The sequence below is a fragment of the Prosthecobacter sp. genome, from assembly GCF_044232965.1.
Taxonomy (GTDB): domain Bacteria; phylum Verrucomicrobiota; class Verrucomicrobiia; order Verrucomicrobiales; family Verrucomicrobiaceae; genus Prosthecobacter.
This window is the reverse complement of sequence record NZ_JBIIKX010000034.1, coordinates 1-26,446: the sequence shown is the minus strand read 5'-3', so window position 1 is coordinate 26,446 and position 26,446 is coordinate 1. Positions and strand designations below refer to the sequence as shown.

The 26,446-nt window shown below is 61.6% G+C and carries 15 protein-coding genes; all 15 read left to right on the top strand.

Annotation, left to right across the window (positions count from 1 at the left end; translation table 11 throughout):
* Nucleotides 1-10: 10 nt before the first annotated feature.
* Nucleotides 11-2,041, top strand: coding sequence for a PSD1 and planctomycete cytochrome C domain-containing protein (locus tag ACILSI_RS15000; RefSeq protein WP_395722704.1), 2,031 nt, complete (start codon nt 11-13; stop codon nt 2,039-2,041).
* Nucleotides 2,042-2,043: 2 nt separating this feature from the next.
* Complete coding sequence (locus ACILSI_RS14995) at nt 2,044-3,435, top strand: DUF1501 domain-containing protein (protein ID WP_395722703.1); 1,392 nt, start codon at nt 2,044-2,046, stop codon at nt 3,433-3,435.
* A gap of 63 nt (nt 3,436-3,498) precedes the next feature.
* The gene (locus tag ACILSI_RS14990) at nt 3,499-4,953 is read left to right on the top strand and encodes a DUF1501 domain-containing protein (protein ID WP_395722702.1); all 1,455 of its coding nucleotides are present in this window, start codon (nt 3,499-3,501) and stop codon (nt 4,951-4,953) included.
* A 6-nt stretch (nt 4,954-4,959) separates the two neighbouring features.
* Entirely contained in the window at nt 4,960-7,536 is a 2,577-nt protein-coding gene (locus ACILSI_RS14985; RefSeq protein ID WP_395722701.1) for a PSD1 and planctomycete cytochrome C domain-containing protein, read from the top strand.
* 4 nt (nt 7,537-7,540) lie between these two features.
* A complete protein-coding gene (locus ACILSI_RS14980; protein ID WP_395722700.1) occupies nt 7,541-8,941 on the top strand; it encodes a DUF1501 domain-containing protein in 1,401 nt (466 codons plus the stop codon).
* Nucleotides 8,938-9,906: an amidohydrolase family protein gene (locus ACILSI_RS14975; protein WP_395722699.1), complete on the top strand. Its 969-nt coding sequence runs from the start codon at nt 8,938-8,940 to the stop codon at nt 9,904-9,906. The genes ACILSI_RS14980 and ACILSI_RS14975 overlap by 4 nt, the downstream gene beginning before the upstream one ends.
* A 14-nt stretch (nt 9,907-9,920) precedes the next feature.
* Nucleotides 9,921-10,910 carry a galactose oxidase gene (locus tag ACILSI_RS14970; protein ID WP_395722698.1) on the top strand — a complete coding sequence of 330 codons (990 nt, stop codon included), beginning with the start codon at nt 9,921-9,923 and terminating at the stop codon, nt 10,908-10,910.
* A 45-nt stretch (nt 10,911-10,955) separates the two neighbouring features.
* The gene (locus ACILSI_RS14965) at nt 10,956-13,463 is read left to right on the top strand and encodes a PSD1 and planctomycete cytochrome C domain-containing protein (RefSeq protein WP_395722697.1); all 2,508 of its coding nucleotides are present in this window, start codon (nt 10,956-10,958) and stop codon (nt 13,461-13,463) included.
* Nucleotides 13,460-14,935, top strand: coding sequence for a DUF1501 domain-containing protein (locus ACILSI_RS14960; RefSeq protein WP_395722696.1), 1,476 nt, complete (start codon nt 13,460-13,462; stop codon nt 14,933-14,935). Before ACILSI_RS14965 ends, ACILSI_RS14960 begins: the two co-directional genes overlap by 4 nt.
* A gap of 73 nt (nt 14,936-15,008) precedes the next feature.
* Nucleotides 15,009-16,577 carry a LamG-like jellyroll fold domain-containing protein gene (locus ACILSI_RS14955; RefSeq protein WP_395722695.1) on the top strand — a complete coding sequence of 523 codons (1,569 nt, stop codon included), beginning with the start codon at nt 15,009-15,011 and terminating at the stop codon, nt 16,575-16,577.
* Between the two features lie 47 nt (nt 16,578-16,624).
* A complete protein-coding gene (locus ACILSI_RS14950) occupies nt 16,625-18,208 on the top strand; it encodes a DUF6807 family protein (RefSeq protein WP_395722694.1) in 1,584 nt (527 codons plus the stop codon).
* Between the two features lie 11 nt (nt 18,209-18,219).
* Nucleotides 18,220-19,554, top strand: a complete 1,335-nt coding sequence (locus ACILSI_RS14945) for a hypothetical protein (RefSeq protein WP_395722693.1) — start codon at nt 18,220-18,222, stop codon at nt 19,552-19,554.
* Between the two features lie 86 nt (nt 19,555-19,640).
* Nucleotides 19,641-21,707: an alpha/beta hydrolase family protein gene (locus ACILSI_RS14940; RefSeq protein ID WP_395722692.1), complete on the top strand. Its 2,067-nt coding sequence runs from the start codon at nt 19,641-19,643 to the stop codon at nt 21,705-21,707.
* A 26-nt stretch (nt 21,708-21,733) separates the two neighbouring features.
* Nucleotides 21,734-24,922, top strand: coding sequence for a DUF4838 domain-containing protein (locus tag ACILSI_RS14935; protein ID WP_395722691.1), 3,189 nt, complete (start codon nt 21,734-21,736; stop codon nt 24,920-24,922).
* A 26-nt stretch (nt 24,923-24,948) separates the two neighbouring features.
* On the top strand, nt 24,949-26,334 hold the full coding sequence (locus ACILSI_RS14930; RefSeq protein WP_395722690.1) for a DUF4838 domain-containing protein: 1,386 nt from the start codon (nt 24,949-24,951) through the stop codon (nt 26,332-26,334).
* Nucleotides 26,335-26,446 lie beyond the last annotated feature (112 nt).

The window sequence follows — 26,446 nt, the reverse complement described above, 5'->3', positions numbered from 1 at the left end:
TCACCTGTCAATGAAACGCCCCGCCGTCCTTTTTGCCATACTGCTCGCGTTTTCCACGCGTGCGGAGGCCGCAGCCGACTACCTGAAGGACATCAAGCCGCTGCTCAAAGAGCGCTGCGTGTCCTGCCATGGCTCGGTGAAGCAGAAAGGCGATCTGCGGCTCGATGCGGGCGCTTTGATCGACAAAAGCATCCACGCGGAGCTGATCTCGCGTGTAACCTCGCACGATGAAGACGAGCGCATGCCGCCGGAAGGAGCAAGACTCACGCAATCGCAGGTCGAGATGCTGAAACACTGGTTCGCAGCCGGCGCGCCGTTTCCGAGCGATGAGGTGATCCCGAAAAAGCCGTCGGAGCATTGGTCGTTTCAACCGGTAAAGCGGCCCCAAGTGCCTGAATCGGCCTCCAAGCATCCCATTGATGCCTTTGTCTTCGGAAAACACGAGCCACCACCGCAAGCCGCTCCGATGGCGCTGCTACGCCGCATTCACCTCGATCTCACCGGCCTGCCACCGACGTTAGCAGAACAGGACGCCTTCACCCATCAGCCTCATCCCTCCTATCAGTCCTATGAGGCCGTCATCGACGACCTCCTCACCCGCCCCGAATACGGCGAACGCTGGGCACGACACTGGCTTGATGTCGTGCGTTATGCTGACAGCAACGGCTACGAGCGCGATGCCGAGAAGCCCTTCGTCTGGCGCTACCGCGACTACGTCATCGAAGCGCTCAACCAAGACAAACCCTTCAACCGCTTCGTCATGGAGCAACTCGCGGGAGATGAGTTGCGTGACAAGACGCTCGAAACCCACATCGCCACTGGCTTCCTGCGGCTCGGCCACTGGGATGACGAACCTGCCGATCCAGCGGCGGATCGCTACGACCAGCTCGATGACATCGTCAGCACCACCGGGCAGGCATTTCTCGGCCTCACCATCGGCTGCGCGCGCTGCCACGATCACAAGTTCGAGCCGCTGGCCACACGCGACTACTACAGCCTCGTCGCCGTCTTCAATCCGCTCGAACGCCCCCGCAAAGGCCGCACCGAGCTGACCGTGCCCGTCGATGGCAAGGAGGTTTATACCTGGCGCGAGCCCTCTGCGAAACCACCCGAGACGCATGTGCTCGTGCGCGGCTCGCCCACACGCTTCGGCGATCTCGTCGAGCCTGCGGTGCCTGCCATCCTCGTCAAACAGCAGCCGCAGTTCCAATCGGGTGAAAAGACCACCCAACGCCGCCTTGGCCTCGCGCAATGGATTGCGAGCACGAACAACCCGCTCACCGCCCGCGTCATCGTGAACCGCGTCTGGCAGCAGCACTTCGGCCAGGGCCTCGTCACCACCGCCAACGACTTCGGCCTCATGGGAACCGCGCCATCGCATCCCGAGTTGCTCGACTGGCTCGCGCACTGGTTCATGCACGATGCGAAGTGGTCGTTGAAGAAGCTGCATCGCCTCATTCTCACCAGCCGCACGTGGCAATCCGTCAAATCATCCGATGCGCTCATGCGCTACCGCCGTCTCGAAGTCGAGGCCATCCGGGACTCCATGCTCACCGTCAGCGGCCAGCTCAATCCGAAGCGTTTCGGCCCCGCAATGAAGCCGGGCATTCCCGCAGCCGCGCTCGAAGCCAACACCGATAAAGAAAAAGTCTGGCAGGCCTCCGACGAGCGCGAAGCCTCACGCCGCAGCATCTACGCCTTCATCAAGCGCGGGCTGGTGGTCCCCATGCTCGAAACCCTCGACCTCGCCGACACCGTCAGCAGTTGCCCCAAACGCCAAGTCACCACCGTCGCCCCCCAAGCTCTCAGCCTATTCAATGGCGATTTCGTGAACCAGCAAGCCAAACACTTCGCTGCCCGCTTGAAGCGCGAAGCCGGTGATGATTCCGAGAAGCAGATCAATCTCGCCTGGCGCCTGGCCTTGTGCCGAGAACCGACGGCGAACGAGATGGCGAAGATGCAGGCGTTCTTACAAGTGGAATCACTGGAGCAGGCCTGTCGCGTGGTTTTGAATCTAAACGAGTTTGTTTATCCCGAATAGCCATGAACCGCTTTCTCACACGTCGCGAATATCTGATGCGTGCCACTGGAGGTTTCGCTGGTCTGGCGCTGGCGGATTTGATGGCGGGACCGCTGACGGAGAAACGTGCACATCACACTGCAAAGGCGAAGCATTGTGTGTTTCTGTTCATGAACGGTGGGCCGTCGCAGGTGGACACGTTTGATCCGAAACCGGCGCTGAAGAAGTATCATGGCCAGCCTTACACGGGCGATGCGAAGGTGGGGTCAAACGGGCGGGCGGTGGGGCATCTGATGGCGTCGCCGTTTGAATTTAAGCAGCACGGACAGAGTGGGCTACCAATCAGCAGCTTGTTTCCGCACACGGCGCGTCATGCGGATGATCTGTGCGTGATCCGCTCGATGCATGCGGACACGGCGGCTCATGCGTCGGGGTGTTTGCAGATGAACACGGGCAGCATTTTCATCGGCAAGCCGTGCCTGGGTTCGTGGCTGAGCTATGGGCTGGGCACGACGAATCAAAATCTGCCGGGCTTTGTGGTGATGACGGACCCGCGCGGCGGGCCGATCGGCAGCGCGTCGAACTGGACGGCGGGTTACATGCCGGCGGCGTATCAGGGCACGTTGTTCCGCAGTGGTGGATCGCCCTTGCTCGATCTGGCGACACCGGAAGGCACGAGCGATCGCACGCAGCGGCGCAGTCTCGATTTGCTGAAGTCGCTGAACGAGGAGCATCTCAAGCTGCATCCCGATGAGACGGAACTGATGGCCCGCATCGAGTCGTATGAGCTGGCGTATCGCATGCAGACGGAAGCGATGAGCGTGGTAGATGTGGACAGCGAGGACGCGGCGACCCGAGAGATGTATGGCCTCAACGACAAGCGCACGGCGGATTTTGGCCGCAAGTGCCTCATCACGCGCAAGCTGATCGAGAAGGGCGTGCGCTTCATTCAGCTCTACTCCGGCGGAGGTCACATCGAGGACACGTGGGATGGTCACAACGACTGCATCACGAACCACACGCTGCACGCGGGCGAGACGGACAAGCCCATCGCCGCGTTGATCGCCGATCTGAAACGCACGGGCTTGTGGGATGAGACGCTGCTCGTGTGGGGCGGTGAGTTTGGCCGCACGCCGACGAGTGAAGGCGTGGGCAAACCGGGTCGCGATCACGACTGGCACGGTTTCTCCATGTGGATGGCCGGAGCCGGTGTGAAAGGCGGTCAGGCCATCGGCGCGACGGATGAACTCGGTTTCAAAGCCGTGGAGGATCGCGTTCACGTCAGCGATCTGCACGCGACGATCCTGCATCTGATGGGCATTGATCACACGCGGCTGAGCTTTCCGCATCAGGGGCTGAATCAGCGGCTCACGGGCGTGGAGGAGCGGCGCGTGGTCACCAAGGCACTGGCGTGATGGGCGGTTCAAAACCGCCCCTCCTTGAAACAAGCGGCTGATTCGTGGTGTAAGTCCTCGCTGATGAATCTGAGGCTCAAACAACGTGACCAGACAGCGGCAAGCCCTGAGCGGCGGCGCTTGCTGAAGTCGTTGTCAGCGGGCGTGCTGGGCTTCAGTGCGCCGGAGTGGCTGGCGATGCAGGCACGGGCGAGCAATTCATCGAAGGCGGCGGTGGTGGGACAGGCGAAGCGGGTGCTGGTGATTTATGAAGAAGGCGGCATCAGCCAGATGGACTCGTTTGATCCGAAACCAGACGCACTGCTGGATCATCGGTCGCCTTTCAAACCGATCCCGACGAGCGTGCCGGGCACGCATTTCTCCGAACTGATGCCGCTGACAGCAAAGCAGGCGCATCGGCTCGCGGTGGTGCGCTCGATGACATCGGCCCCGACGGCGGGGCACAAGGAGTGCTGCCAGGAATTTTTTAAAGGCTACCGCAACACGAACCCCTTCGACTTTCCCGACATCGGCTGCGTGGTGACGGAGCTGATGGGCACAGACCGTCCGGAGATGCCGGGCTACATTTTTTGTCCGGGCATCAACATGCCGAATGCGATCACCAGCACGGGATTCCTGCCCGCCAGCCGAGCGCCGTGGAAGCTGGGCACCAAAAACCTCGGCGAGGACTTGAGTGATCCGCAGTGGAAAGTGCGCTCCCTGGAACTGCAAAAGGGCCTGGCGCGTGATCGGCTGCTGGAGCGGCATAGGCTTCTCGAATCGCTCGATGTCGGCGCGGTGGCGGAATCGACGGCGGGACAGGTGATGAAGGGAAACACGCAGCACGCGCTCGATCTGCTGACCAGCGACGAGGCGAAGCACGCGTTCGACCTTTCGCGTGAGTCGAACAAAACACGTGACCGCTACGGGCGCGATCATCGTGGCAATTGCTACCTGCTCGGGCGGCGCTTGATCGAGTCCGGTGTGCGTTTTGTCACGGTCACGTGCATCCAGCCGCCGGAGCATGTGAAGCGCGCCGGCTACGGTCAGCCGAACGGTGTCTTCCTGAACTGGGATCATCACGAAGGCATCTACAATAACGGGCCGTGCGGCGGACCGCAGGGTAACAGCAACCAAGAGCGCTATGGCCTGCCGCATCCGGTGATGATGCCGAGTTTGGACCGCTCGTTTAGCGCGCTGATCGAGGACATGCACGAGCGCGGTCTGCTGGCCGAGACGCTCGTCTGTTTCGTCACCGAAATGGGCCGCACGCCGCGCATGAACAAGAACGGCGGACGCGATCACTGGGCGCGCGCGATGTCCATCGCCTTTGCAGGCGCGGGATGTCCCGGCGGCGCGGTCATTGGCAAGACCGATCGCGAGGGCGGCGATGTCACCGACGCGCTCTACACGCCTTACGACTACGCCGAGACGATCTACCGCAAGCTCGGCTTCTCAGAGAATCAGCGGCTTGAGAAGCCCAATGGTGTCGCCATCCCGCTCTCGGATGGCGGGAAAGCGATCCGTGAGCTGTTCTGACCGCGTATGAAGAATCCGGCCATTCATTCGGGACGACCACGGAACGTCCGAATCATTGTGGCCCTGCAATGCGTGTTGGTTTGGAAGGCGTGGGCGCAAAGTGAGATCGGCTACAATCGCGACGTGCTGCCGATCCTGGCGGACAACTGCTTTCAATGTCACGGCTTCGACAAAGGTCAGCGCAAGGCCGGTCTGCGCTTGGACTTGGCGGATGGCGCGACGGTGGAGTTGAAGTCCGGCGCGAAGGCGATCATTCCAGGTGATGTGAAGCAGAGTGCGTTGATCGAGCGCATCCTCACGGATGACGCGGACGAAGCCATGCCGCCGAAGAAAACCGGCAAGCACCTCACAGCGACGCAGAAGAACATTTTGAAGCAATGGATCGAGCAGGGGGCGAAGTATGAGCCGCATTGGGCCTACATTCCGCCCGCCGAATCGCTCGCAAGGAGCGGCGCTTTGCAAGCGCCGATGGCGGTTAAAAACCGCCACTCCTTGATCGATGAACTGATTCGCTCGCGTCTTGCCAAGGAAGGCGTGAAGCCATCGCCGGAAGCGGATCGCGCGACTTTGATCCGGCGTGTAACGCTCGATCTCACGGGACTGCCGCCATCGCCGCTGGAGGTGGATGCGTTTGTGAATGATGCGCGCGACGATGCGTTCGAGCGGGTGGTGGACCGCTTGTTGATGTCAGAGCACTTCGGCGAGCGCTGGGCGCGGTGGTGGCTTGATCTCGCGCACTATGGGGACAGCGACGGCTATTTGCAGGACTTCATCCGGCCTGTTGCATGGCGCTACCGGCAGTGGGTGGTGGATGCGTTCAATCGCGACATGCCGTTCGATCAATTCACCATCGAGCAGCTCGCGGGCGACCTTTTGCCAAACGCGACGATCTCGCAGCGCATGGGCACCGGCTTCCTGCGCAACACGCTGAGCAATCGCGAGGGCGGCGCGGATCTGGAGGAGTATCGCGTCAATCAAACCATCGACCGCACGATGACGTTCGGCACGACATGGCTGGCGCTGACGACAGGCTGCGCACAGTGCCACGATCACAAGTTTGATGCGATCTTGCAGCGTGAATACTACCAACTCTACGCCTTCTTCAACAACGCCGACGAAGTGAACATCAACGCGCCGCTGCCCGGCGAACGCGAGCCGTATGAGGCGGCGAAGATGGAGCATGATCGCAAGCGCGCGGAACTGCTCGCGCCGCTGGCAAAGCCGCTCGCCGAATTGCAGGCGGATTGGGAAAAGCGACTGCTGCATGCCGAGTCGCATCCGAATGAAGACTTCGCCTGGGATCGCACGCTGGAGCTGCTGGGACTGCAATGGGGACAAAGTCTCGGTGAAGGGCAGCTCGAAGGACTCAACATCATCAAGACACCGCTGGCGCAGCGCACGCAGGATCAGCGTGACCGCTTGCTGGATTACTTTCTCAAGTCGATGCCGTCGGCTTTATCGGACAAGTCGAAGGAACTCAAACTCGGCGAGCTGAAGTCGAAACTCGACGCGCTGGCGAAGGAACTGCCGCCGGTGACGCGCGCGGCCGGCATGATGACCTTTCCAACACCACGCCAGACTCATGTGCATGTGCGCGGCGAGTTTCGACGCAATGGAGAAGAAGTGCAGCCCGGCACGCCAGCCGCACTGCCGCCGCTGAAAGGCAGCGCGGATCGACTGGCACTCGCGCGCTGGCTTGTGTCACCAGAACATCCGCTGACGGCACGTGTCGTCGTGAACCGGCTCTGGCAGGAGTTGTTCGGACGCGGCATCGTGGGCACTTCGGAGAACTTCGGTGTGCGTGGCGACCGTCCCTCGCATCCTGAGTTGCTCGACTGGCTGTCGGTGGAGTTCATGAAGCATGGCTGGAGCGTGAGGACGATGCTGCGGCAGATCGTGCTGTCACAAACCTACCGGCAATCATCCGCTGCACGACCGGAGCTCGTGAATCGCGATCCGCTGAACATCCTGGTCGCGCGACAGCAGCGTCTGCGGCTGTCCGGCGAAGCGGTGCGCGATTCAGCTCTCGCCGTGAGCGGCCTGCTCAATCGCACCGTCGGCGGCCCGAGCGTGAAGCCGCCGCAGCCGGCCAGTGTGTCGAAGGATGGCTACAAGAATGCGTGGGAGCCGAGCACGGGCGCGGATCGCTACCGGCGTGGCCTCTACACCTTCATTCAGCGCACCTCGCCCTTCGCGCAGTTTGTCACCTTTGACCTGCCTGACGCGAGTCGAAGCTGCACACGTCGCGAACGCTCAAACACGCCACTGCAGGCGCTCAATCTGCTCAACGATCCCGCCTTCCTCGAAGCCGCGCAGGCGCTCGCGTCGCGCGTGCTGAGGGAATCGCGTTGCGATGATGCGCAACGGCTCGCCCATGCCTTTGCGCTGGTGCTTTCACGCTCGCCTCAGCCCGAGGAGTCGAAGAGGCTTCTCGCCTACCTTGATCAGCAGCGGGCTCTGTTTGCCAAGGACGCCGCTTCCACCCGCGAATTGCTTCAAGACAGCCCGCCGAGTTCTGATGCCGCGTGGATCGCGTTGTGCAGTGTGCTGTTGAACCTCGATGAATTCATCAACCGTGAGTGAAATCATGAACAACGCTCCTTTCTCCCGCCGCGACTTTCTCGCGCGCGGTTCGCACGGTTTCGGGGCGATGGCGCTGTGGCATCTGCTGGCGGGAGACGGAGCCACCGCCGAGCCGCATTTTGCTCCTCGGGCAAAGAATGTGATCTTCCTGTTCATGATGGGAGGGCCGTCGCATGTCGATCTTTTTGACCCGAAGCCGAAGATGGCCGCGCTGCACGGGCAGCCGATGCCGGCGTCGTTGATTCAGGCCAAAAAGAGCGCGACCGGCGGCGTGCTGGAGACGGTGCTGGCCAGCCCGCGCAAGTTCACGCGCCATGGACAGAGCGGCATCGAGTTCTCGGATTTTTTGCCGCACACCGCGACGATGGCGGACGACCTCTGCGTGATCCGCTCGATGCACTGCGAGCAGAGCAATCACGATCCCGCGCAACTGCTGCTGCACTGCGGCACACCACTGTTTGGCAACCCCAGCATGGGCTCGTGGGTGAACTACGGCCTCGGCAGCGTGAGCCAGAACATGCCGGGTTACATGGTGCTCACCTCCGACGACGGCCACGGGCTCGAAGGCGCGGGAAGTTCGCTCTGGAGCAGCGGCTTCATGCCTTCGACGTATCGCGGCGTGACCTTCCGCAACAGCGGCGACCCGGTTCTTCATCTCAGCCGACCTCCTGGCATCAGCATGGCCACGCAGCGTGCGCGGCTCGATGCGCTGCGTGATTTGAACCAGATGCATCAGCAGCACACCGGCGACGCGGAGATCGCCTCGCGCATCGCCAGTTATGAAATGGCCTTTCGCATGCAGAGCGCCGCGCCGGAACTGCTCGACTTCAAAGACGAGTCCGCCGCCACGCGTGCGTTGTATGGGCTGGATGCGGACAAGACGCGCGCCTTTGGCACGAACTGCCTGCTCGCACGGCGCATGGTCGAGCGCGGCGTGCGTTTCGTGCATCTCGTTCACAGCACTTGGGATCATCACAGCGATTTGAACGGCCGACTGGCCAACAACTGTGCCATGACCGATCAAGGCGCCGCCGCGTTGCTCAAGGATCTCAAACAACGCGGTCTGCTCGACGACACGCTGGTCGTCTGGGTGGGCGAGTTCGGCCGCACGCCGATGGGCGAGGTGCGGCGCGGCATCAACAAAGGCAAGGAAGGCCGCGACCATCATCCGAGCGCCTTCAGCCTCTGGATGGCCGGTGGTGGCGTGAAGCGCGGGCATGTGCATGGCGCGACGGACGACTTCGGCTTCAACGTCGCACATGATCCCGTCCACGTTCACGATCTCCAAGCCACCATCCTGCACCTGCTCGGCATCAACCACGAACAACTCACCTACCGCCACGCCGGGCGCGATTATCGCCTCACGGACGTGTTTGGCAAAGTGGTGAAGGACATCCTCGCATGAACCGCCGCCATTTCCTCGCCACCTCCGCATTCGCCGCGCTCGGAGCTTCCGCCGCGTCGCCTGTGCGGCCCAAGCACAAATACATCGACATCCACACGCATCTCTATTTCACGCGCCTCGTCGGAGCGAAGGGCCTGCTCGAATGGATGGACGCAAATGATGTCGAGCGAGCGGTGATCCAGCCGCTCGTCTCGCCCGAGTCCGCACCCACGCTGCATCCGCTGCAAACCAATGATGCGGCGCTCGACGCTGCGCGGGCACATCCCGACCGCTTGATCGCCTTTTGCTGCCTCGATCCGCGAGTGACGGTCGATCCGACAGCGATCAAGACTTTCCCTACGCGGCAGGGTCATGTCGCAGGCGTCAAAGGCCTGATCGACATCCTCAAGCGCTACAAGGACGCCGGCGCGCGCGGTCTCGGCGAGCACAAGGTCGGCCTGCAGTTTGATCACCCGCAGATGATGCAGCTCTATGAGGCCTGCGATTCGCTGGAACTGCCGATCCTCTTCCATCTCGACGATCTGCGCGGCATCGACACGGTCGGTCTGCCGCGCCTTGAGAACGCATTGAAGGCATTCCCCAAACTCCCGCTCATCGGCCACGCCTGCGGATTCTGGTCCTCCATCTCCGGCGATGCCACGAAGGAGGACTTCGGCCGCTATCCGAAAGTCCCGCGCCCCATCACGCCCGGTGGAGCGCTTGACCGCCTCATGGACGCCTGCCCGAATCTCTACGGCGATCTCTCCGAGCCTGGCGGCGCCATCGCACTCACACGTGACCCGGCGGCAGCGAGAGAGTTCGTCCTGCGCCGCGCCGACCGCCTGCTTTTCGGCAGCGACTACCTCGCACCCGGCCAGGAAATCCCGCAGTTCGACATTCTCGCCGCCATGAATCTGCCCGACGACGTGCAATACAAGATCCATCGCGGCAACGCGATCCGCCTTCTGAAGCTCGGCATCCAATGAACCCTCACCGCTCCATGAAACTGCTCCTCCTCGCCGCCCTTTCGCTGGCATCCGCATACGCTCAGGAAACAACGGCTCCCGACTGGTTGCTGGAAGGCACAGCGCCATGGCAGGCCCGCGATTCGCAGGCAGAGTGGGTTTTCAAAGACCAGCTCTGGATCGGCGGCGGATGGTTCCAGTCGTTCGCGGAGCCGCCGCGTGATGTGTGGTCTTTAGGCGATGGCAAGGAGTGGAAGCTCATCGAAAAGAACGCGCCGTGGCTGCACAGCGACCTGCCGATGAACATTACGTTTGCCGACAAGATGTGGATCATGGGCGGCTGGTATAAAGGCAGGCTGCCGGGGCATTCGGCGAGCAATCAAGTGTGGTCTTCTAATGATGGCGTGAAGTGGGAGCAGGCGACTGCGAACGCCGAATGGTCACCACGGCTCGCAGCAGGACTGGTGGAGCATCGCGGACGGATTTGGATGCTCGGCGGCACGGAGAACTACTACTTTGGCGATGACACAAGTTTGAAAAATGATGTGTGGTCCTCCGCTGACGGAAAGACATGGAAGCAGGAGACAGCGAAGGCCGCATGGTCGCCGCGTGCCTATCACCAAGCCGTCACGCTGGACGACAAAATCTACATTCTCGGTGGCGGGAACTATGTGCCGACCTACCACGCGAAGAACGACGTGTGGTCGTCGAGCGATGGCGTGAACTGGACCTGCGAGGCGGAGAAAGCGCCGTGGGAGCCACGCCTTTGGTTCAGCGCGACGGTGTATCGCGGACGCATGTGGGTGCTGGGCGGCTGGTCGAAGGACAAAGACAACTTCGGCGATGTGTGGCACAGCGCGGATGGTAAAAACTGGCAGCTTCTCGAAACGAAGACCTGCTGGAAGGCACGGCACGAGCATTCGGTCTTCGTTTTCAAAGACAAACTGTGGATCGCGGGCGGTCATGCGAGGCCGCTGTCGAGTGAGGTGTGGTCGCTGAGCCTGCCGGAGAACTGGAAACCATAAGCCGGCTCTTCGCGAGTTTGACCCCTGAACTCGCGTAGTTCCCTCATGCGCCCACAAGGCATTTTCATCCTCGGACTTCTCGCGCTCGTTCCGTGCGCGGAGGCCGTGGATTATTCATCGCAGATCAAGCCGCTGCTGAAACAGAAGTGCTATGCATGCCACGGCGGGCTGAAGCAAAAGGCGGGACTGCGGCTCGACACGGTGCAGCTCTTGTTAAAGGGCGGCAAATCGGGTTCGGCGACGAAGTTCATCATCGAACGTGTGAGCGCGACAGATGAGCACAAGCGCATGCCGCAGGAGGCGGCGGCGCTTTCGGCGGAGCAGATCGCGATGCTGCGGGAGTGGATCAATATCGGAGCGCCAGGACTGGCCAATGAAGTGCCGGAGGCCGATCCGACGCAGCATTGGGCATTTCAAAGTGTGCGGCGGCCAGGATTGCCCGAGGCGGCTGGCAGGAATGCGATTGATGCGTTCATCAATGAAGCGCTTGAGGCGAAACAGCTCACGCCATTGCCTGAAGCGCCGCGCTCCACGCTGCTGCGGCGGGTTTACCTCGATCTGATTGGTCTGCCGCCCAGGCGCGAGGAGCTTCACGCCTTTCTCGCAGACACAACCCCGGATGCTTATGAGCGCTTGGTGGACCGTCTTCTGAATGATCCGCGACATGGCGAGCGCTGGGCGCGGCATTGGATGGATGTGTGGCGCTACAGCGACTGGTATGGCCGCCGCACGGCAAACGATGTCTGGAACAGCGCGCCGCAGATCTGGCGCTGGCGGGACTGGATTGTGAACTCGCTGAATGCGGACAAGGGCTACGACCGGATGCTTGCGGAAATGCTCGCGGCGGATGAGATCGCGCCGCTGGATGACGAGGCGGCGGTGGCGACGGGCTTCTTGATCCGAAACTGGTATGCGCTGAATCCGAATCAGTGGATGCGTGACACCATCGAGCACACCGGCAAGGCGTTTCTTGGTCTCACGTTCAACTGCGCGCACTGCCACGACCACAAGTATGATCCCATCTCGCATGAGGACTATTTCCGCTTCCGCGCGTTCTTTGAGCCGCTCGGCATCCGGCAGGATCGCTGGCCGGGCGAGGCCGATCCGGGGCCGTTCCAGGAGTATGAGTATGTAAAACAGCGCAAACCGAATCGCCTGGGCGCGGTGCGCGTCTTTGACAAACAACTCGACGCCAAAACATGGTTCTACACCGGCGGCGATGAGCGCAATCGCGTGGAGAGCAAGGCTCCGCTCACTGCGGGTGTGCCTGCTTTTCTTGGATCGCTTGCGATTCAACCCGTGAGACTGCCAGAGGGTTCGGTGCGTCCCGGCTTGCGGCCGGAGATTCAGGAGACCGACCTGAGCCTGCGCCTGAATGCGGTGACGAAGGCACAGGATGAGTTGCTAGCTCTGGACTCTCCGAAAACGCGCACGGCCCTCGAAGCCGCGCGCGCTGAACTGGCGAGTGCCATCGCGCGATTCGCGGCGGATCAGGCGAAATTTGGCGGCTCGCCGGATGCTCTGAAGCTCGCTCAAAAAGCGGCGAAGACGGAACGTGATGCCGCGGCGGCCTCCGCCAAGGCTGCGCTGGCCAATGCGGAGCATGACCTCAGCCGTGCTGATGACAAAACCCGCGATGCCGCCATCAAGGCCGTGGCAGCGGCAAAAACCGCGCAGACCAAAGCCGAAGCCGAGCGCGACAAACCGAAGTCGACCGACAGCTACACGTCAGTGACGACGACCTTTCCGAATCAGAGCACGGGCCGCCGCAAGGCGCTCTCGGAATGGCTCACGCAACGAGATCATCCGCTGACGGCACGCGTGGCGGTGAATCACATCTGGATGCGGCATTTCCAGGAGCCGCTGGTGGCGAGCGTGTTTGATTTTGGCCGCAATGGCGCGGAGCCGGTGAACCCGGCGCTGCTCGACTGGCTGGCGGCGGAGTTGATGGAGAATGGCTGGAGCATGCAGCATCTCCACCGGTTGATCGTCACGAGTGCAGTATATCGCCGGGCGAGTCATGCGGAGGAGGCGAGTGAATCAAACCTTCAACGCGATCCCGATAATCAATTCCTCTGGCGCATGAATCCCTCACGCATGGAGGCGGAGGTTGTGCGCGACAGCGTGCTGCATCTGGCCGGTGCGCTCGATCCGAAGATGGGCGGGCAGGAGATTGAGAACACCGAAGTGGAGACGAGCAAGCGGCGCAGTCTTTACTTCAGTTGCCATCCCGAGGTCGGCGGTCGCAGCGCGTTGGCGGCGATGTTTGACGCGCCCGAGCCGACGGACTGCTACCGCCGCACAAGCAGCGTGCTGCCGCAGCAAGCGCTGGTGATGACGAACAGCAAGCTGGTGCATGATCACAGCGCGGCGCTTGCTCGACAGATTGGAACGGACACCTCAGATTTCATCACTGCTGCCTTCGAGCACATTTTGAACCGCACACCGACCGAGGTCGAACTGGTCTCGTGTCGTGATTTTTTGAAGCAAGGCAGCAAGGAAAGCCTGGTGCGGGTGCTATTGAACCACAACGACTTCGTCACTGTGCGATGAACCGCTCGCTTTCATCTTCCACCTTCCCCTGCGGCCAGATCAGCCGCAGACGCTTCCTTGCCGATGCGGGCATGGGTTTCACCGGCCTGGCTCTGGGCGGCACGCTGATGAGCGATGGCATTGCTAAAGCATCGCCCGCGCTGACGCCGCTAGTGCCGCGAGCAAAGTCGGTGATCTGGATTTTCCTCTCTGGCGGTTACAGTCATGTGGAGACCTTCGATCCGAAACCGGCGCTCACGAAGTATGCGGGCATGACGTTTGACAAGACGCCGCTCGAAAATCCGCTCAACTCCGACAAGCATCACAAGCGCTTCCGCTCCGTCGCTGCTCAAGAGATCAACAAACGCGATGTCTATCCCAGCATCTACCCGATGCAGGTCGGCTTCAGTAAACATGGCCAGTGCGGCGTGGAGATCACCGACTGGTGGCCGCATCTGTCAAAGTGCGTCGATGACATCGCCTTCGTGCGGAACATGTGGACGACGGACAACGATCACTTCGCAGAAAACCAACTGCATACCGGACGCCATCGGCTCGATGAACAGCAGCCGTGCATCGGCTCGTGGGTGCATTACGGCCTCGGCACGCTGAATGAGAACCTGCCGAAGTTCGTCGTGCTCGGCGGTCCCACGGACAGCACGAAGCGGCTCTCGATTGATTCGCTCTACCTCGGCCCTGATCACGCTGCCGTGCCACTGACGCTCGATCCAAACAATCCGCTGCCCTTTGGCAAACGCGACTCGCGGCAAAGCGCGAACGAACAGGTGCGCGAATACCAGCTCATCAACCGCCTCAACCAACTCACCGCAGTCGAGTATCCCGAGGATGCCTCGTTGCGCGCGCGCATCCATGCGTATGAGCTGGCGTTTCGCATGCAGATGGCTGTGCCGGAGACGCTGGATTTGAAACAGGAGTCGGAAGCCACACGCAAACTCTACGGCATCGACAAACCGGCCACCAAGGACGCTGGCGAGCGTTTCCTGGCCGCACGTCGGCTGGTGGAGCGCGGTGTGCGTTTTGTGCAGGTGTATCCGTCAAACACCGGCAAGTGGGATTCCCACGCGCAGCTGCAGAAGAACCACACGGGCTTGTGCGAGAGCGTGGATCAGCCCGTCGCCGGTCTGCTACGCGATTTGAAGCAGCGCGGCATGTTGGACGAGACACTCGTCGTCTTCTGCACCGAGTTTGGCCGCACGCCCGGCATGGAGACGCGCGGCGGCCACAAGGACGGGCGCGATCATCATCCGCACGGTTTCACCATCTGGTTCGCCGGTGGCGGCACGAAAGGCGGCACCGTGCATGGCGAAACCGACGAACTCGGATACCACGCCCAAGGCGAAGGCCACTACATCACCGACCTGCACGCGACCACCTGCCATCTGCTCGGCCTCGATCTGCGTGCGCTGGAGATTCCCGGCCGCAAGCGACTGGAGATCGACCATGGCAATGTGATCCGCAAGGTGCTGGCCTGAGTGGGTGAATCCTCCGAGCAAACTCACCACCGCCCCGTCCCTCCTAACTCTTGTTCAATCCCCTGCTACCTTCATGAACTTCCGGCTCATCCTCCTCACCGCACTCTCCCCAGCCCTCCACGCCGCTGAGCCTGCCGCGCAGACATGGACGCGAGTGAATCAACCGCTCGTCATCCCGGCGGACAAGGTGCCGAAGCTCGGCTCGGGTGACTTTTCCATTTCTGTATGGGCCAGGGCCGATGCGACGAATCGCGTCACCGGTGATTTGATCAGCCAATACGACCCAAAGAAGCGGCGCGGGTTTCATCTCACGCTCAAGAGCACTCCAGGCGTGACTTCGAACGTGGCGAACTGGCGGCATTTGCAGTTCGGCATCGACGATGACAAACCCAGCACTTGGCGTGACTGCGGGCGGCCCGGGAAGGCGCTGTTTGCCTTTTCGATGGCGACTCACGACGGCGCTCTTTATGCAGGCACTTGCGAGCCGGATGCGGGGGAAATGGGACACGTGTATCGCTACGATGGCGGTGAGAAATGGAGCGATTGTGGCAGTCTCGATGGCAGTAACTCCGTCACCGCGCTCGCCGCATTTGAAGGCGCGTTGTATGCAGGCACAGGCAAGTATCGCGTGGCAGGTTCGAGTCTGCCAGAGTCACCGAACACCACGCTCGGTGGTCGGGTTTTTCGTTATGAAGGCGGCACGAAGTGGGTGGATTGCGGGCAGTTGCCGGACACGGAGACTGTGGGAGGCCTGGTGGTGTTTCAGGGACGGCTCTATGCCTCGTCGCTCTACAAACCGGCGGGCTTCTTCCGCTACGAGGGCGGCACCCAGTGGACGCGGCTGCCCGACGCCATCGGTCCCGACCTCAAGACGGGCGAACTGGGGCCGAAGCGGGTCGAGTCGCTCACCGTGTATGATGGTCTGCTCTATGCCACCAGTTACGACGGCGGGCGCGTGTATCGCTTCGATGGCAAATCGTGGACGGATTGCGGTCAGATCGGCGCTGATACGCAAACTTATGCCTTCACCAGCTACGAGGGTCGGCTGCATGTCGCCATGTGGCCGAGTGGTCGTGTGTATCGGTTTGAAGACGTGGCACGGTGGACGGACATCGGTCGTCTTGGTCAGGAACTCGAGGTCATGGGCATGATGGTCCACAACGGACGACTCATCGCGGGCACCCTGCCGCTCGCCGAAGTCCATGCCTACGATGGCGATGGCAAATGGACGCTCTGGCAGCGCCTCGATCACACGCCCGATGTGAAATACCGCCGCGCCTGGACCATGGCCGAGCACGCGGGCGAGGTCTTCTGCGGCACGCTGCCCTCCGGCAAAGTCTGGGCCGCGCGACATGGCCGGCAGGTCTCGTGGGATCACTCGCTGCCGAGTGGCTGGCATCACATCGCCGCCGTCAAGACCGCGAATCGGCTCACGCTGCACGTCGATGGCAAACAAGTCGCCGAAAGCACCGGCTTCGATGCTGGCACCTGGAATCTCGACAGCGAGGCACCGTTGCGCCTCGGCACCGGCATGAACGGCCCCTTCAACGGGCAACTCGTCGATTTAAAAATCCACCGCCGCGCCCTCACAGTGGATGAGATCACCACCAGCGCGGCACAGAAGCCGGCGGGTGTCGAGTAGTGGAGTATTGAATCGCGCCATCCACCGCGAGCCGCGCCAAAATCTCAATGAATCGACTTCTTCTCCTTCTCCCCCTCCTGCTCGCTCCTCTGACCGCGTTGGGCGGCGGCGATGTCTCGATTGCTGAACTGCCGGACCGCATTGAGGTGAAGATCGATGACCAACTCTTCACCGAATGGCGGCATAAGGAATGGGCGGGGCCATTTTTGTATCCGGTGATCGGTCCGAATGGCGAGAACGTGACGCGGCATTACCCGATGAAGGACGGCATGCCGGGTGAGGAGCCGGATCATCCCTGGCATCGCTCGATACGCTTTTCGCACAGCGATGTGAATGGATTCAACTTCTGGTGGGCTCCTGGCAAGGAGAGGACAGGACACACAGCGGAGGTGAAGCTGGAGAAGGTCGAGAGAATGACCTCCGGGAAGACCGGCGAGGTGGTGCTCTGGAATCAATGGCTCGGCGATGGCAAACTGCTGCTCCGTGAGAAGGTGAGGCTGGCATTCATGCCCTTGCCAGATCGCCAAATGTTGATGGACTACGACACGGAACTGCACGCAGACGATGCTGCCGTCGTGTTCGGCGACAAACGCGATGGCGGCTTGCTCGTGCGGGTCGCTGGCACCATGAAAGTGGAATCGGAGAAGGGAGAAAAAGGCAGCGGAGGCATCCTCAACAGCCGCGGTGACAAAGATGCGGCGGCCTGGGGAAAGCGAGCAGAATGGGCCGATTATTTTGGCCCGGATGCCAGCGGCAAGACCGTCGGCATCGCGATCTTTGATCATCCATCGAACCTGCGCTTCCCCACGCACTGGCATGCGCGGACTTATGGCCTGATGACCGCCAACCGCTTCGGCACCGATCATTTCAAGGGCGACTACGGCGATCACAAGACGGTGATTTGCGCTCCCTCCAAAGGGGCGAACTGCGCGGCCTGTGCTTCGCACTCTGGTGACTTCATCCTGGCGGCAGGCGCGAGTATCACGTTGCGGCACCGGTTCTATTTTCATCACGGTGATGCGCTGAGCGCTCAGGTCGCCGCCCAATACGACGAGTATGCGTCTGACAAAGAATCCACGGTCATCCGCATGCGCGTCATGTTTCAGGAACGGCACTGGAAGGAGTTGCTGGAGAAGTTCGGCGCCGTGGACTTTGCGGCCTGGCCTGTGGAGTCTTCGCGGCAGGCCGTCGATGCATTGCAGGTCCGTGGTCAGACCTACTCCTTCACGAAGGACGGCCACCGCGCTGAAGCGGACCTCCTTGCGGCCATGAAGCTGGCACCGCGCAATCCAGACATCGCGGTGCTGCTGGGTGACAATTTCATCAACAACCTCAACGACGAGGCCAAGGCCATCGCGGCATATCGACAAGTGATCGAGTTCAGCGCTGCGAACCCCATGGGCTGGCAGCCCCTCACCGCCACGATCAGCCTGGCGAGACTCTACACGGATCAGGTGAAGTTGGATGCCGCTTTCGAAGTGCTCAAACCCTACGGCAACCTCACCCAACTCCCGTCCATCTGGCGGATCAAGCTCCTGCGCAGCTACGGGCATTTTTACGCGGCCCAAGGCAAAGAAGCCGAGTCGCTGGCGAAGTTCCGCGAGGCTCTGCGACTCGAAGCAACACCCTGACTTCTCTCAAGATGCTCCGACACCACTCTCTGCAAACCGCAGCGCGGACTTGGCTTATCGCCTGCCTGTTTGCCTCGTTTGTCAGCACCTTGTTCGCGCAGGACTCCGCACCGCTCCTCGCAGGCACTGCCAAAGTCGAAATCACGCCGACAGCCGAGCAAGCGGTTAATCTCGCGGGTCAGCCACTGCAACTCCGCGATCCCTTGTTTGCGCGGGTGCTGGTGTTGAAGACGCCGCGGACCTCCGTGGTCATCGTCTCCGTCGATCTCATCGTTTTCGCTTCCAAGAAGGTCATCGACGAAGCCAAGGCCAGGTGGGGCGTCAACCACATCATCCTCTGCGCCACGCACACCCATGCCGCGCCTGCGGCAAAGGGCATGATCATCAAACCACCCGCTGCTCCAGACTGGACACGCAGCCCCAAGGCGCCTGCCGAGGTCATCGACTGGCCGCGCCTTTCCGCAGACCCTTGGTATGCGGCCACGGAAGCGAAGGTTGTCGCCGCCATTGGTCAGGCGATGCAGAATCTTTTTCCGGCACGCATGGTCGCAGGCAAAGGACCGTTCGAGAGCGCTTACATGGCCCACAATCGGCGGCTCATCCGCGCAGGCATCGTCAGCGCCATGTGGGAGAATCCGGATCGACGTCCCACGAAGCCCGTTGACCCCACCGTCGGCGTGATCCGCATTGACGACATGAGCGGCAAGCCACGCGCCTTCGCCGTGCAGTATGCCTGCCATCCGGTGACTCTCTTGGGCGCTGGTGCCGTCTCGCGCGACTACCCGGGAGCGATGGTCGATCATATCGAGCAGCAACTCGGCCCCGACTGCATGGCCCTGTTTCTCCAAGGCGCCTCCGGTGATCTCGATCCGTATGACTTGCACAATCTGCGAGGCGAAAACCGCTTTAACATCGCCAGACAAGCCGGCATCTCGCTGGCCAAAGGCGCCTTGCAGATCGTCCGCGACCTCAAGCCGCAGCCGGCCACTGCCATCGCGGTGAAAGAGAGCCTGCTCACCATTCCGAATCGCCACGGCAATCTCAGCACGGAGGTCGGTCTGCTCACCGTAGCCTTCAATCGAGATCTCGCCCTCGTCGCCATCCCCGGCGAGCCCTTCATTCAGCATCAGCTTGATCTCACCGCGAGATCACCCATCGCGAACACTTTCATCCTCGGCCTCGCTTATCACGGCAAAGGAACGCCATTCGTCGTCTATATCCCCACCGCCCAAGCCGTGAAGGAAGGCGGCTACGGAGCCGCCGAGTGCAGCTTCCTCGCGGCGGACGCTGGCGAGCGGCTGTTGAACACCGCCGTGGCAGATTTGCAGGCGATCATCGCTCATTGAACAGGGTGGAATCACTTTAACCGACCAAGCATGAAACACACTTTCGCATCCCTGAGTCCCACGACAGAAACATTGAAGACAAAAACATGAAGACCCGACTCCCATTTTTCTGTCTCTCATCATTTCGTCGTTTGCTTCTCATCGCACTGCTGCTCGGTCACACGACAGGCGCTGGCGCGGATGATTTGACAGTGCTGCCGCCATTGGTGGACGGAGTCGCGCCGGTCGGGCTGCTGGAGGCGCAGTTGAAGAAACTCGCCTTTGCCGCGCTGGACCGCCGCGACACGGACTACGAGAAAATCAAAACTCCGGCGGATGTCGCCGCGTGGCAGCAGAGGCAACGCGCGAGCTTCCTGGCGGCGCTGGGCGGGCTGCCGGAGCGCACGCCTTTGAATGCCAAAGTGACGGGGCAGCGAGATTTCGGCACCTATCGGATGGAGAAGGTCCTGTTTGAAAGCCAGCCGGGCTTCCTGGTCTCCGGCTTGCTCTATCTCCCGCCCGGGGCCGGGCCGCATCCGGCGGTGCTCATGCCGTGCGGGCACACAGCGATCGCCAAGGCGGGCGAAGTCTATCAGAAGGCCTCCATCAGCCTCGTCCACGCGGGTGTCGCGGTCTTTTGCTTCGATCCCATCGGCCAGGGTGAGAGGCGGCATTACCGGCAGCCGGATGGCAAAGCGGAGTTCGAGAGTCCGACGAGCGAACATCAACTGATGGGCATCTCCGGGACTCCGGTGGGCCTCAGTCTGGCGCGGACGATGATTTGGGATGGCATCCGCGCTCTCGACTACCTCCAGAGTCGGCAAGACATCCGGGGTGACCGCCTCGGCTGCACTGGCGTCTCCGGCGGCGGGACCATGACCAGCTATTTGATGGCGCTGGACGAGCGCATCGTCGCGGCTGCGCCTGCCTGTTACCTCACCGGCTTCCGGCGGCTGCTGGAAACCATCGGCCCGCAGGACTTCGAGCAAAATCACTTTGGTCAGATCACCGCCGGCCTGGACCAGTCCGACTATGTGCTCATGAGCGCGCCACGGCCGGTGCTCATCATGGCGGCGACGAAGGATTTTTTCGACATCCAGGGCGCGTGGAATGTCTTCCGTGAGAGCAAGCGCGTTTACGGCAGGCTTGGGCTTTCGGAGCGCGTCGAACTGGTCGAGGCGGACACAAAACACGATCTCGCCATCGAGATGCGCGAGGCTTCCGCGCGGTGGTTCCGCCGCTGGCTCGCGGGCCGCGACGATGCGTGGCGGGAGCCCGCGTTCGAGATTTTGCCGGAGCAGGAAATCCTCTGCACGCCGGAGGGCGATGTGCTGCGCCAGCCCGGAGCGCGTTCCTTTTTCGATCTGATCGCGGCGGTGGCCGCGCCACTCACTGCGGAACGCCAGCGCTTCTGGCAGTCCAGCACGCGACCTGTCGCGCTCGCGAAAGTGCGCGACCTGGCGCGGATTCGTCCGCTCGCGGAACTGCCGCCCTTCACGATGATCACCGGGGATACAATCCAGCGCGGGCAGGTGCGCATCGAGAAGCTGACCCTGCGCAACGCCGAAGGCACCGTGCTTCCCGCGCTCTTGTTTCATCCACCCGGTGCCAGCACCGGGTTCAGGCTCTACCTGCACGAAGATGGAAAAGGAGCGGCAGCCGGGCCGGGCGGAACTCTCGAAACCTTCGCCCTCGCCGGTGAAACCGTGCTGGCCGTGGACCTGCGCGGCCTGGGTGAAATGCAGCGGAGCAAGCGGGCGGCGGGTTTAGCAGCACTTCAGGAGCCAAACTGGAAGTCCGCCACGCTCGCCTATTTGCTCGGCCAATCGTTGGTCGGCATGCGGACTGAGGACATCCTTGCCTGCGCACGATTCGCCTCGGAAAAATGGAATCAAGGCCAAGCGGTTCACCTCACTGGCATCGGCGAAACCGGCATCCCCGCACTTCACGCCGCCGCCTTGGAGCCGCAACTTTTCGCCAGCACACGTCTCGAGCGCACCCTGCGCACCTGGGCCGATGTCTGCTCCACGATGCGCACGCGGAACCAGCAGATCAACACCGTCCACGGTGCCATGCGATTCTACGACCTGCCGGATTTGGTTGCCTTATTGCCCGCCGACAAGCTGGTGCTGCACGAGCCCGTGGATGCGGCGGGCCAGGTGAAGAAGGACTAAATGAGTCATCCCTGACTCAACCCACTATGAAACACGCGCTCACGCTCCTCCTCGCGCTTTTCGTCACACGCAGCGCACTTGCCGAATCGTATCTCGTCGAGAACGGCCAGCCGCGGGCGGAGATTGTCATCAGTGACAAACCCTTGCGCACGGTGCGGCTGGCGGCGCAGGAGTTGCAGGATGGCATTCTGAAAATCAGCGGAGCAAGGCTGCCCATCGTTACGCAACCGTCCAGCAAGGCGGTGAAGGTGTTCATCGGAGCCAGTGCGCACTCGCCGGTGAAGGCGGAGGGGCTGGTGCATGGCGCGTATCGCATCGCCACCGGTGCGGACTGGATGGCGCTGATTGGTGAAGACACCGAGTTCACGCCCATCGAGCCGTGGGCGAAGAACAATGCGGAGATCGTGAATGGCAAGGCCCAGGGCGAGTGGAACCAGATCACGGGGGCGACCTGGGGCTTGCCCAATCTGCTGATTTACAAGAGCCGCTTCACGCTCCCCGGTGACATCGGCCGGCCCACGGCACAGGCTGCGGAAAAGGCCGCGCCTTTGCAGATGTGGGATCAAGACGAGCGCGGCTCATTCAACGCGGTGTGCGGCTTCCTCATGAAGCTCGGCGTGCGCTGGTATCTGCCGGGTGAACTCGGCGAAGTGCTGCCGGATTTGAAAACGATCCCGCTGCCGAAGCTCGACGAGACGGTGCGGCCCGACTTCGAGCAGCGGCGCTTCAGCTACCACGGCGGCGTGCATGGGCCAAACAATGCCATGTGGTTCATGCGGCTCGGTGTGCGCGATCCTTACGGCATCCAGGACGCCCACGGGCTCGACACGATGACGAATCACGCGGAGGTCTTCGCGGCGCATCCGGAGTGGTTCGCGATGTATGGTGGCAAGCGGCGCTTTGAGCCGGGGGCGAACAATCAGCTCTGTTACTCAAATGAGGAACTGTTTCAGGAAGCGGTTCGCTACGTCCGTGCGCAGTTCGATCACTTCAAGATGAGCATGGTCTCTGTGATGCCGCCGGACGGCTACACCGCCATCTGCCAGTGCGCGAAGTGCCAGGGCAAGGACTCGCCGGAGCGCGACCAGGGCGGCCTCGCATCGGACTACGTGTGGGGCTTCGTGAACCGTGTGGCGAAGGAAGTAGGCAAGACGCATCCGCACGGCAAGGTGCTCAATTGCGCTTATGGCATCTATTCGCTGCCACCGCTGAAGATCGACAAGCTGGAACCCAATGTCGTCGTCTCCATCGTCGGCGCACGCGTGCCGAGGAACAACAAGCCGGAGCAGCAGGCGGCGTTTCGCCAATTGCGTGAGAGCTGGGTGGCGAAGACGCACAACCCGATCATCAACTTCGAGAACTATCCCTTCATCGACCGCGGCTGGTATCTGCCCGCTTTCACCCCGCACGCGATGGGCGAGAGCACGAACGCCACCAAAGGCATCTCTCACGGCGAAGACATCTCGCTCACCGTGCCACAGGAGCCCAGCACGGCGGGCATCGGCTTCAATCACTTCCAGATTTATTTCACCGCGCGGATGTATTGGGGCGGCAAAGACGCCGATGTGGACGCGATGTTCCGCGAATACTGCCGCCTTTTCTACGGACCCGCGGAGCAGGAGATACGCGCCTTCTTTGAATACTGTGAGGCCAACTGGCAGGAGATGGAAAAGGACAAACTCAAAGCCGACGAAGCGCTCGCCCTTTTCGACCAAGCGAAGGCAAAAGCCGATGCCGCGAGCGTGTATGGCAAACGCATCGCCCTCATCGACGACTTCCTCAAAGGGCTGCGCAACAAAAGCCAGCAGCTCGGCAAAGTTCGCGGCCCGGTGCCCGTCCTGCGGCTGGTCGGCGAGGCGCGCAGCAAGATCGTCATCGATGGCAAGCTCGATGACGAAGCGTGGAAGAACGCTCTTCCCTCTGCCACCTGCACTTTGCGCGAGCTGCAAACGGGACGCCCGCCCACCTTTGGCACCACGGTGAAATCCACCTGGCTCGGCCATGACCTCTACTTTGCCATCCGCTGCGACGAACGCCGTGGCGAGAAACCCAACATCGGCACCACGAAGGAAGACGACGGCGCTATTTGGTATGGCGATGCCGTCGAGTTGCTGCTCGAAACCGAATCGCGTTCGTATTACCAGATCGCCATCAGTCCGAGCGGTGCCGTGGTGGACCTGGATCGTGGTGCCTCGCACGACAAGTGGTTCAGTTGGGACTCGAACGCCGAAGTCGCGACGCACATCGCCGACGATCACTGGACCATCGAGATCCGTCTGCCCATCACGCCGGATGAAAACGATCCACTGCACCAAGTTATCGGCCGAAAGCCCGACAAGAGCCTGCCCTGGCACATCAACATCTGTCGTCAGCGCATTCGCGAAGATGGCGCGGAATACTCCGCCTTTTCGCCGACCGGCACCGACGGCTTTCACGAGGTGATGAAGTTCGCGACCTTCTACGATGGCAACAGCTTCGAGTTCGACCACGGCCCGCCGGACGCCGACTTCCTGGAAAAGATTCGCATTGCCGCCGACTTCGCCCGCACCGGCAAGCGCGAGGAGGCCCTCGCTGCCTACACCGCCGCCGCCGAGGGCAAGATCACCGACCTGCAAAAGTCCCACGCGCTGGAACTCGCCGCCCAGTTTGCCATTCACCAGCGCAAGCCGGACCTCGCCGCAGAACTCATCCTCCGCATCCCCATCGAGGCTGTGAAAAAGGCCGCTGAGATGGATCACCTTCTCAACACCTACAAGGCACCCGAGATCATCGCCCGATTCGGCGCGGAGGATTTTTCCAAGTGGCCGTTCTGGAAACGCGGTGCTGGCCTTTATGCACGAGGCCGCGCCTATTCCATCACCAAAACCGGCGACAAAGCCGAAGGCGACCTTACAGCCGCGCTGGATTGGATCAGTGAACCGCGGACGCGAGACGCGATTTGGGAAGCCATCGGCCACAACCGCGAAAACAATCTCAAGAACGACGAAACAGCTCTCGCCGCCTACAATGCCATCGTCGAGGGCCGCACCCACATCGGCGGTGCCAGCGAGTTCACCGCCCTGCAAGGCATCGCCCGCATCCAGACCCGCAAAGGCCAGTTCGACGAAGCCCTGAAGACCCTGCACCGCGCCCAGCCCGACAAACTCCAGGGCGTGTGGCGGGAGAATATGCAAAAATCCATCGAAGCCGTGAACAAGGCCCGCAAACCTCAGTGAAGACCCGACGCCCACTTTTTTGTCGTTTGCTTCTCATCGCGCTGTTTTTCCCTCATGCGCTGCTGAGCGCCGACATCGCATTGTCCACGGCGGGCAAGACCCAGTTCCGCATTGTGAAGCCGGAGGCGGTTTCGGCGGTGGATGATTATGCGGTGACCACGCTCGCGGACTACCTGAAACAAATCACAGGCGCGGAGTTCCCTGTGCTGGATGCGGACAAGGTGACTGGCGGCGGTCCCTGTCTTTATGTCGGTATCAGCGCTGCGGTGAAGGAGAAGCTGGGCGGCGATCCACGGGCCGTGCTCAAGGAACAGGAACATGTTTCGCGGAGCCAGGGCGGCGATCTTCTTCTCTATGGCAAGGGCGTCCACGGTAATCTCCATGCGGTGATGGAGTTCCTGGAGACCTCGCTGGGCTGGCGCTGGTATTCGCTGTTTGAGAAGCCGGTGCTTCAAGCCTCGCCGACGGTGATGCTGAAGCCCTTTGAGAGGAAACGCGGGTTCTCCTTCCGCTCTCGCGAGTTCGGGCTGCTGGGCGATCATCACTTCAGCTATCAGCGTGGGCTTAACATGGCGTCGGAGAAATGGGGGATCCGGTCGGAGACCGGCTTTGCGCCTTATCTGCGCAACGACAAGTTTGTGCACAGTGCCTTCGCCTACATCCCGCCCACGCCGGACACGGTTTACTCGCGGTCGTTTCCCTGGATGGAGCGGATGGATTACTTCGCGACGAATCCCGAGTTCTTCTCCATGCACGCCAACGGCAAGCGCACGCCCGCCATGCAATTGTGCTTCAGCAATCCCGCACTGCGCCAGGAACTCACGCGAAACATCCTCAAGCACCTCACCATCGCTCCCGGCAACGACATCCTCACCGTGGACGCCGCTGACAATCCAGACGCCTTTTGCTACTGCCCAGAGTGCAAGGCGCTGGAGGCGAAGTATCAAAGCCCCGGCGGACCGATCTACGACTACCTGATCGAACTCTGCGGCCTCTTGCAGAAGCAGCATCCCGGGAAGTTTGTCAAAACGCTGGCTTATCGCCGCAGCCAGACGCAGAAGCCGCCGGTGTTGCCTACTGGTGGCCGACTTCCGGAGAACTTGATCATCGCCTTCGCGCCCATCGAAGACTGTTTCTTTGCCGACTGGAATCATCCCGATGCGGGCCTGCAGGAGACCTATCACGATCTTCAGGCATGGAGCCGCATCACCTCGCATCTCTGGGCCTGGCTGTATCCGAATCCCTGGGGCAGCGGCGAGGTGCTGCCGGTGGGCAATCTTCGGCGCAATATCAACCAGATGCGCCTGATGCACAAAGCGGGCGTCGAGGGCGTCTTCACCGACCACCGGGGCGCAAACGACCGCTCCGGGCTCAGCGAGTTGCAAAACCATCTCATCCTAACAGCCTGTTGAAAAACCTCTCCTCCTGGGTGATGAGAACAACCCTGCATGTTTGAGCAACGCCAAACCAAGCAACGCCAGCAGGAACTCTGGATAGTCGCCGGAGAACTTCCCGCAGCCACCC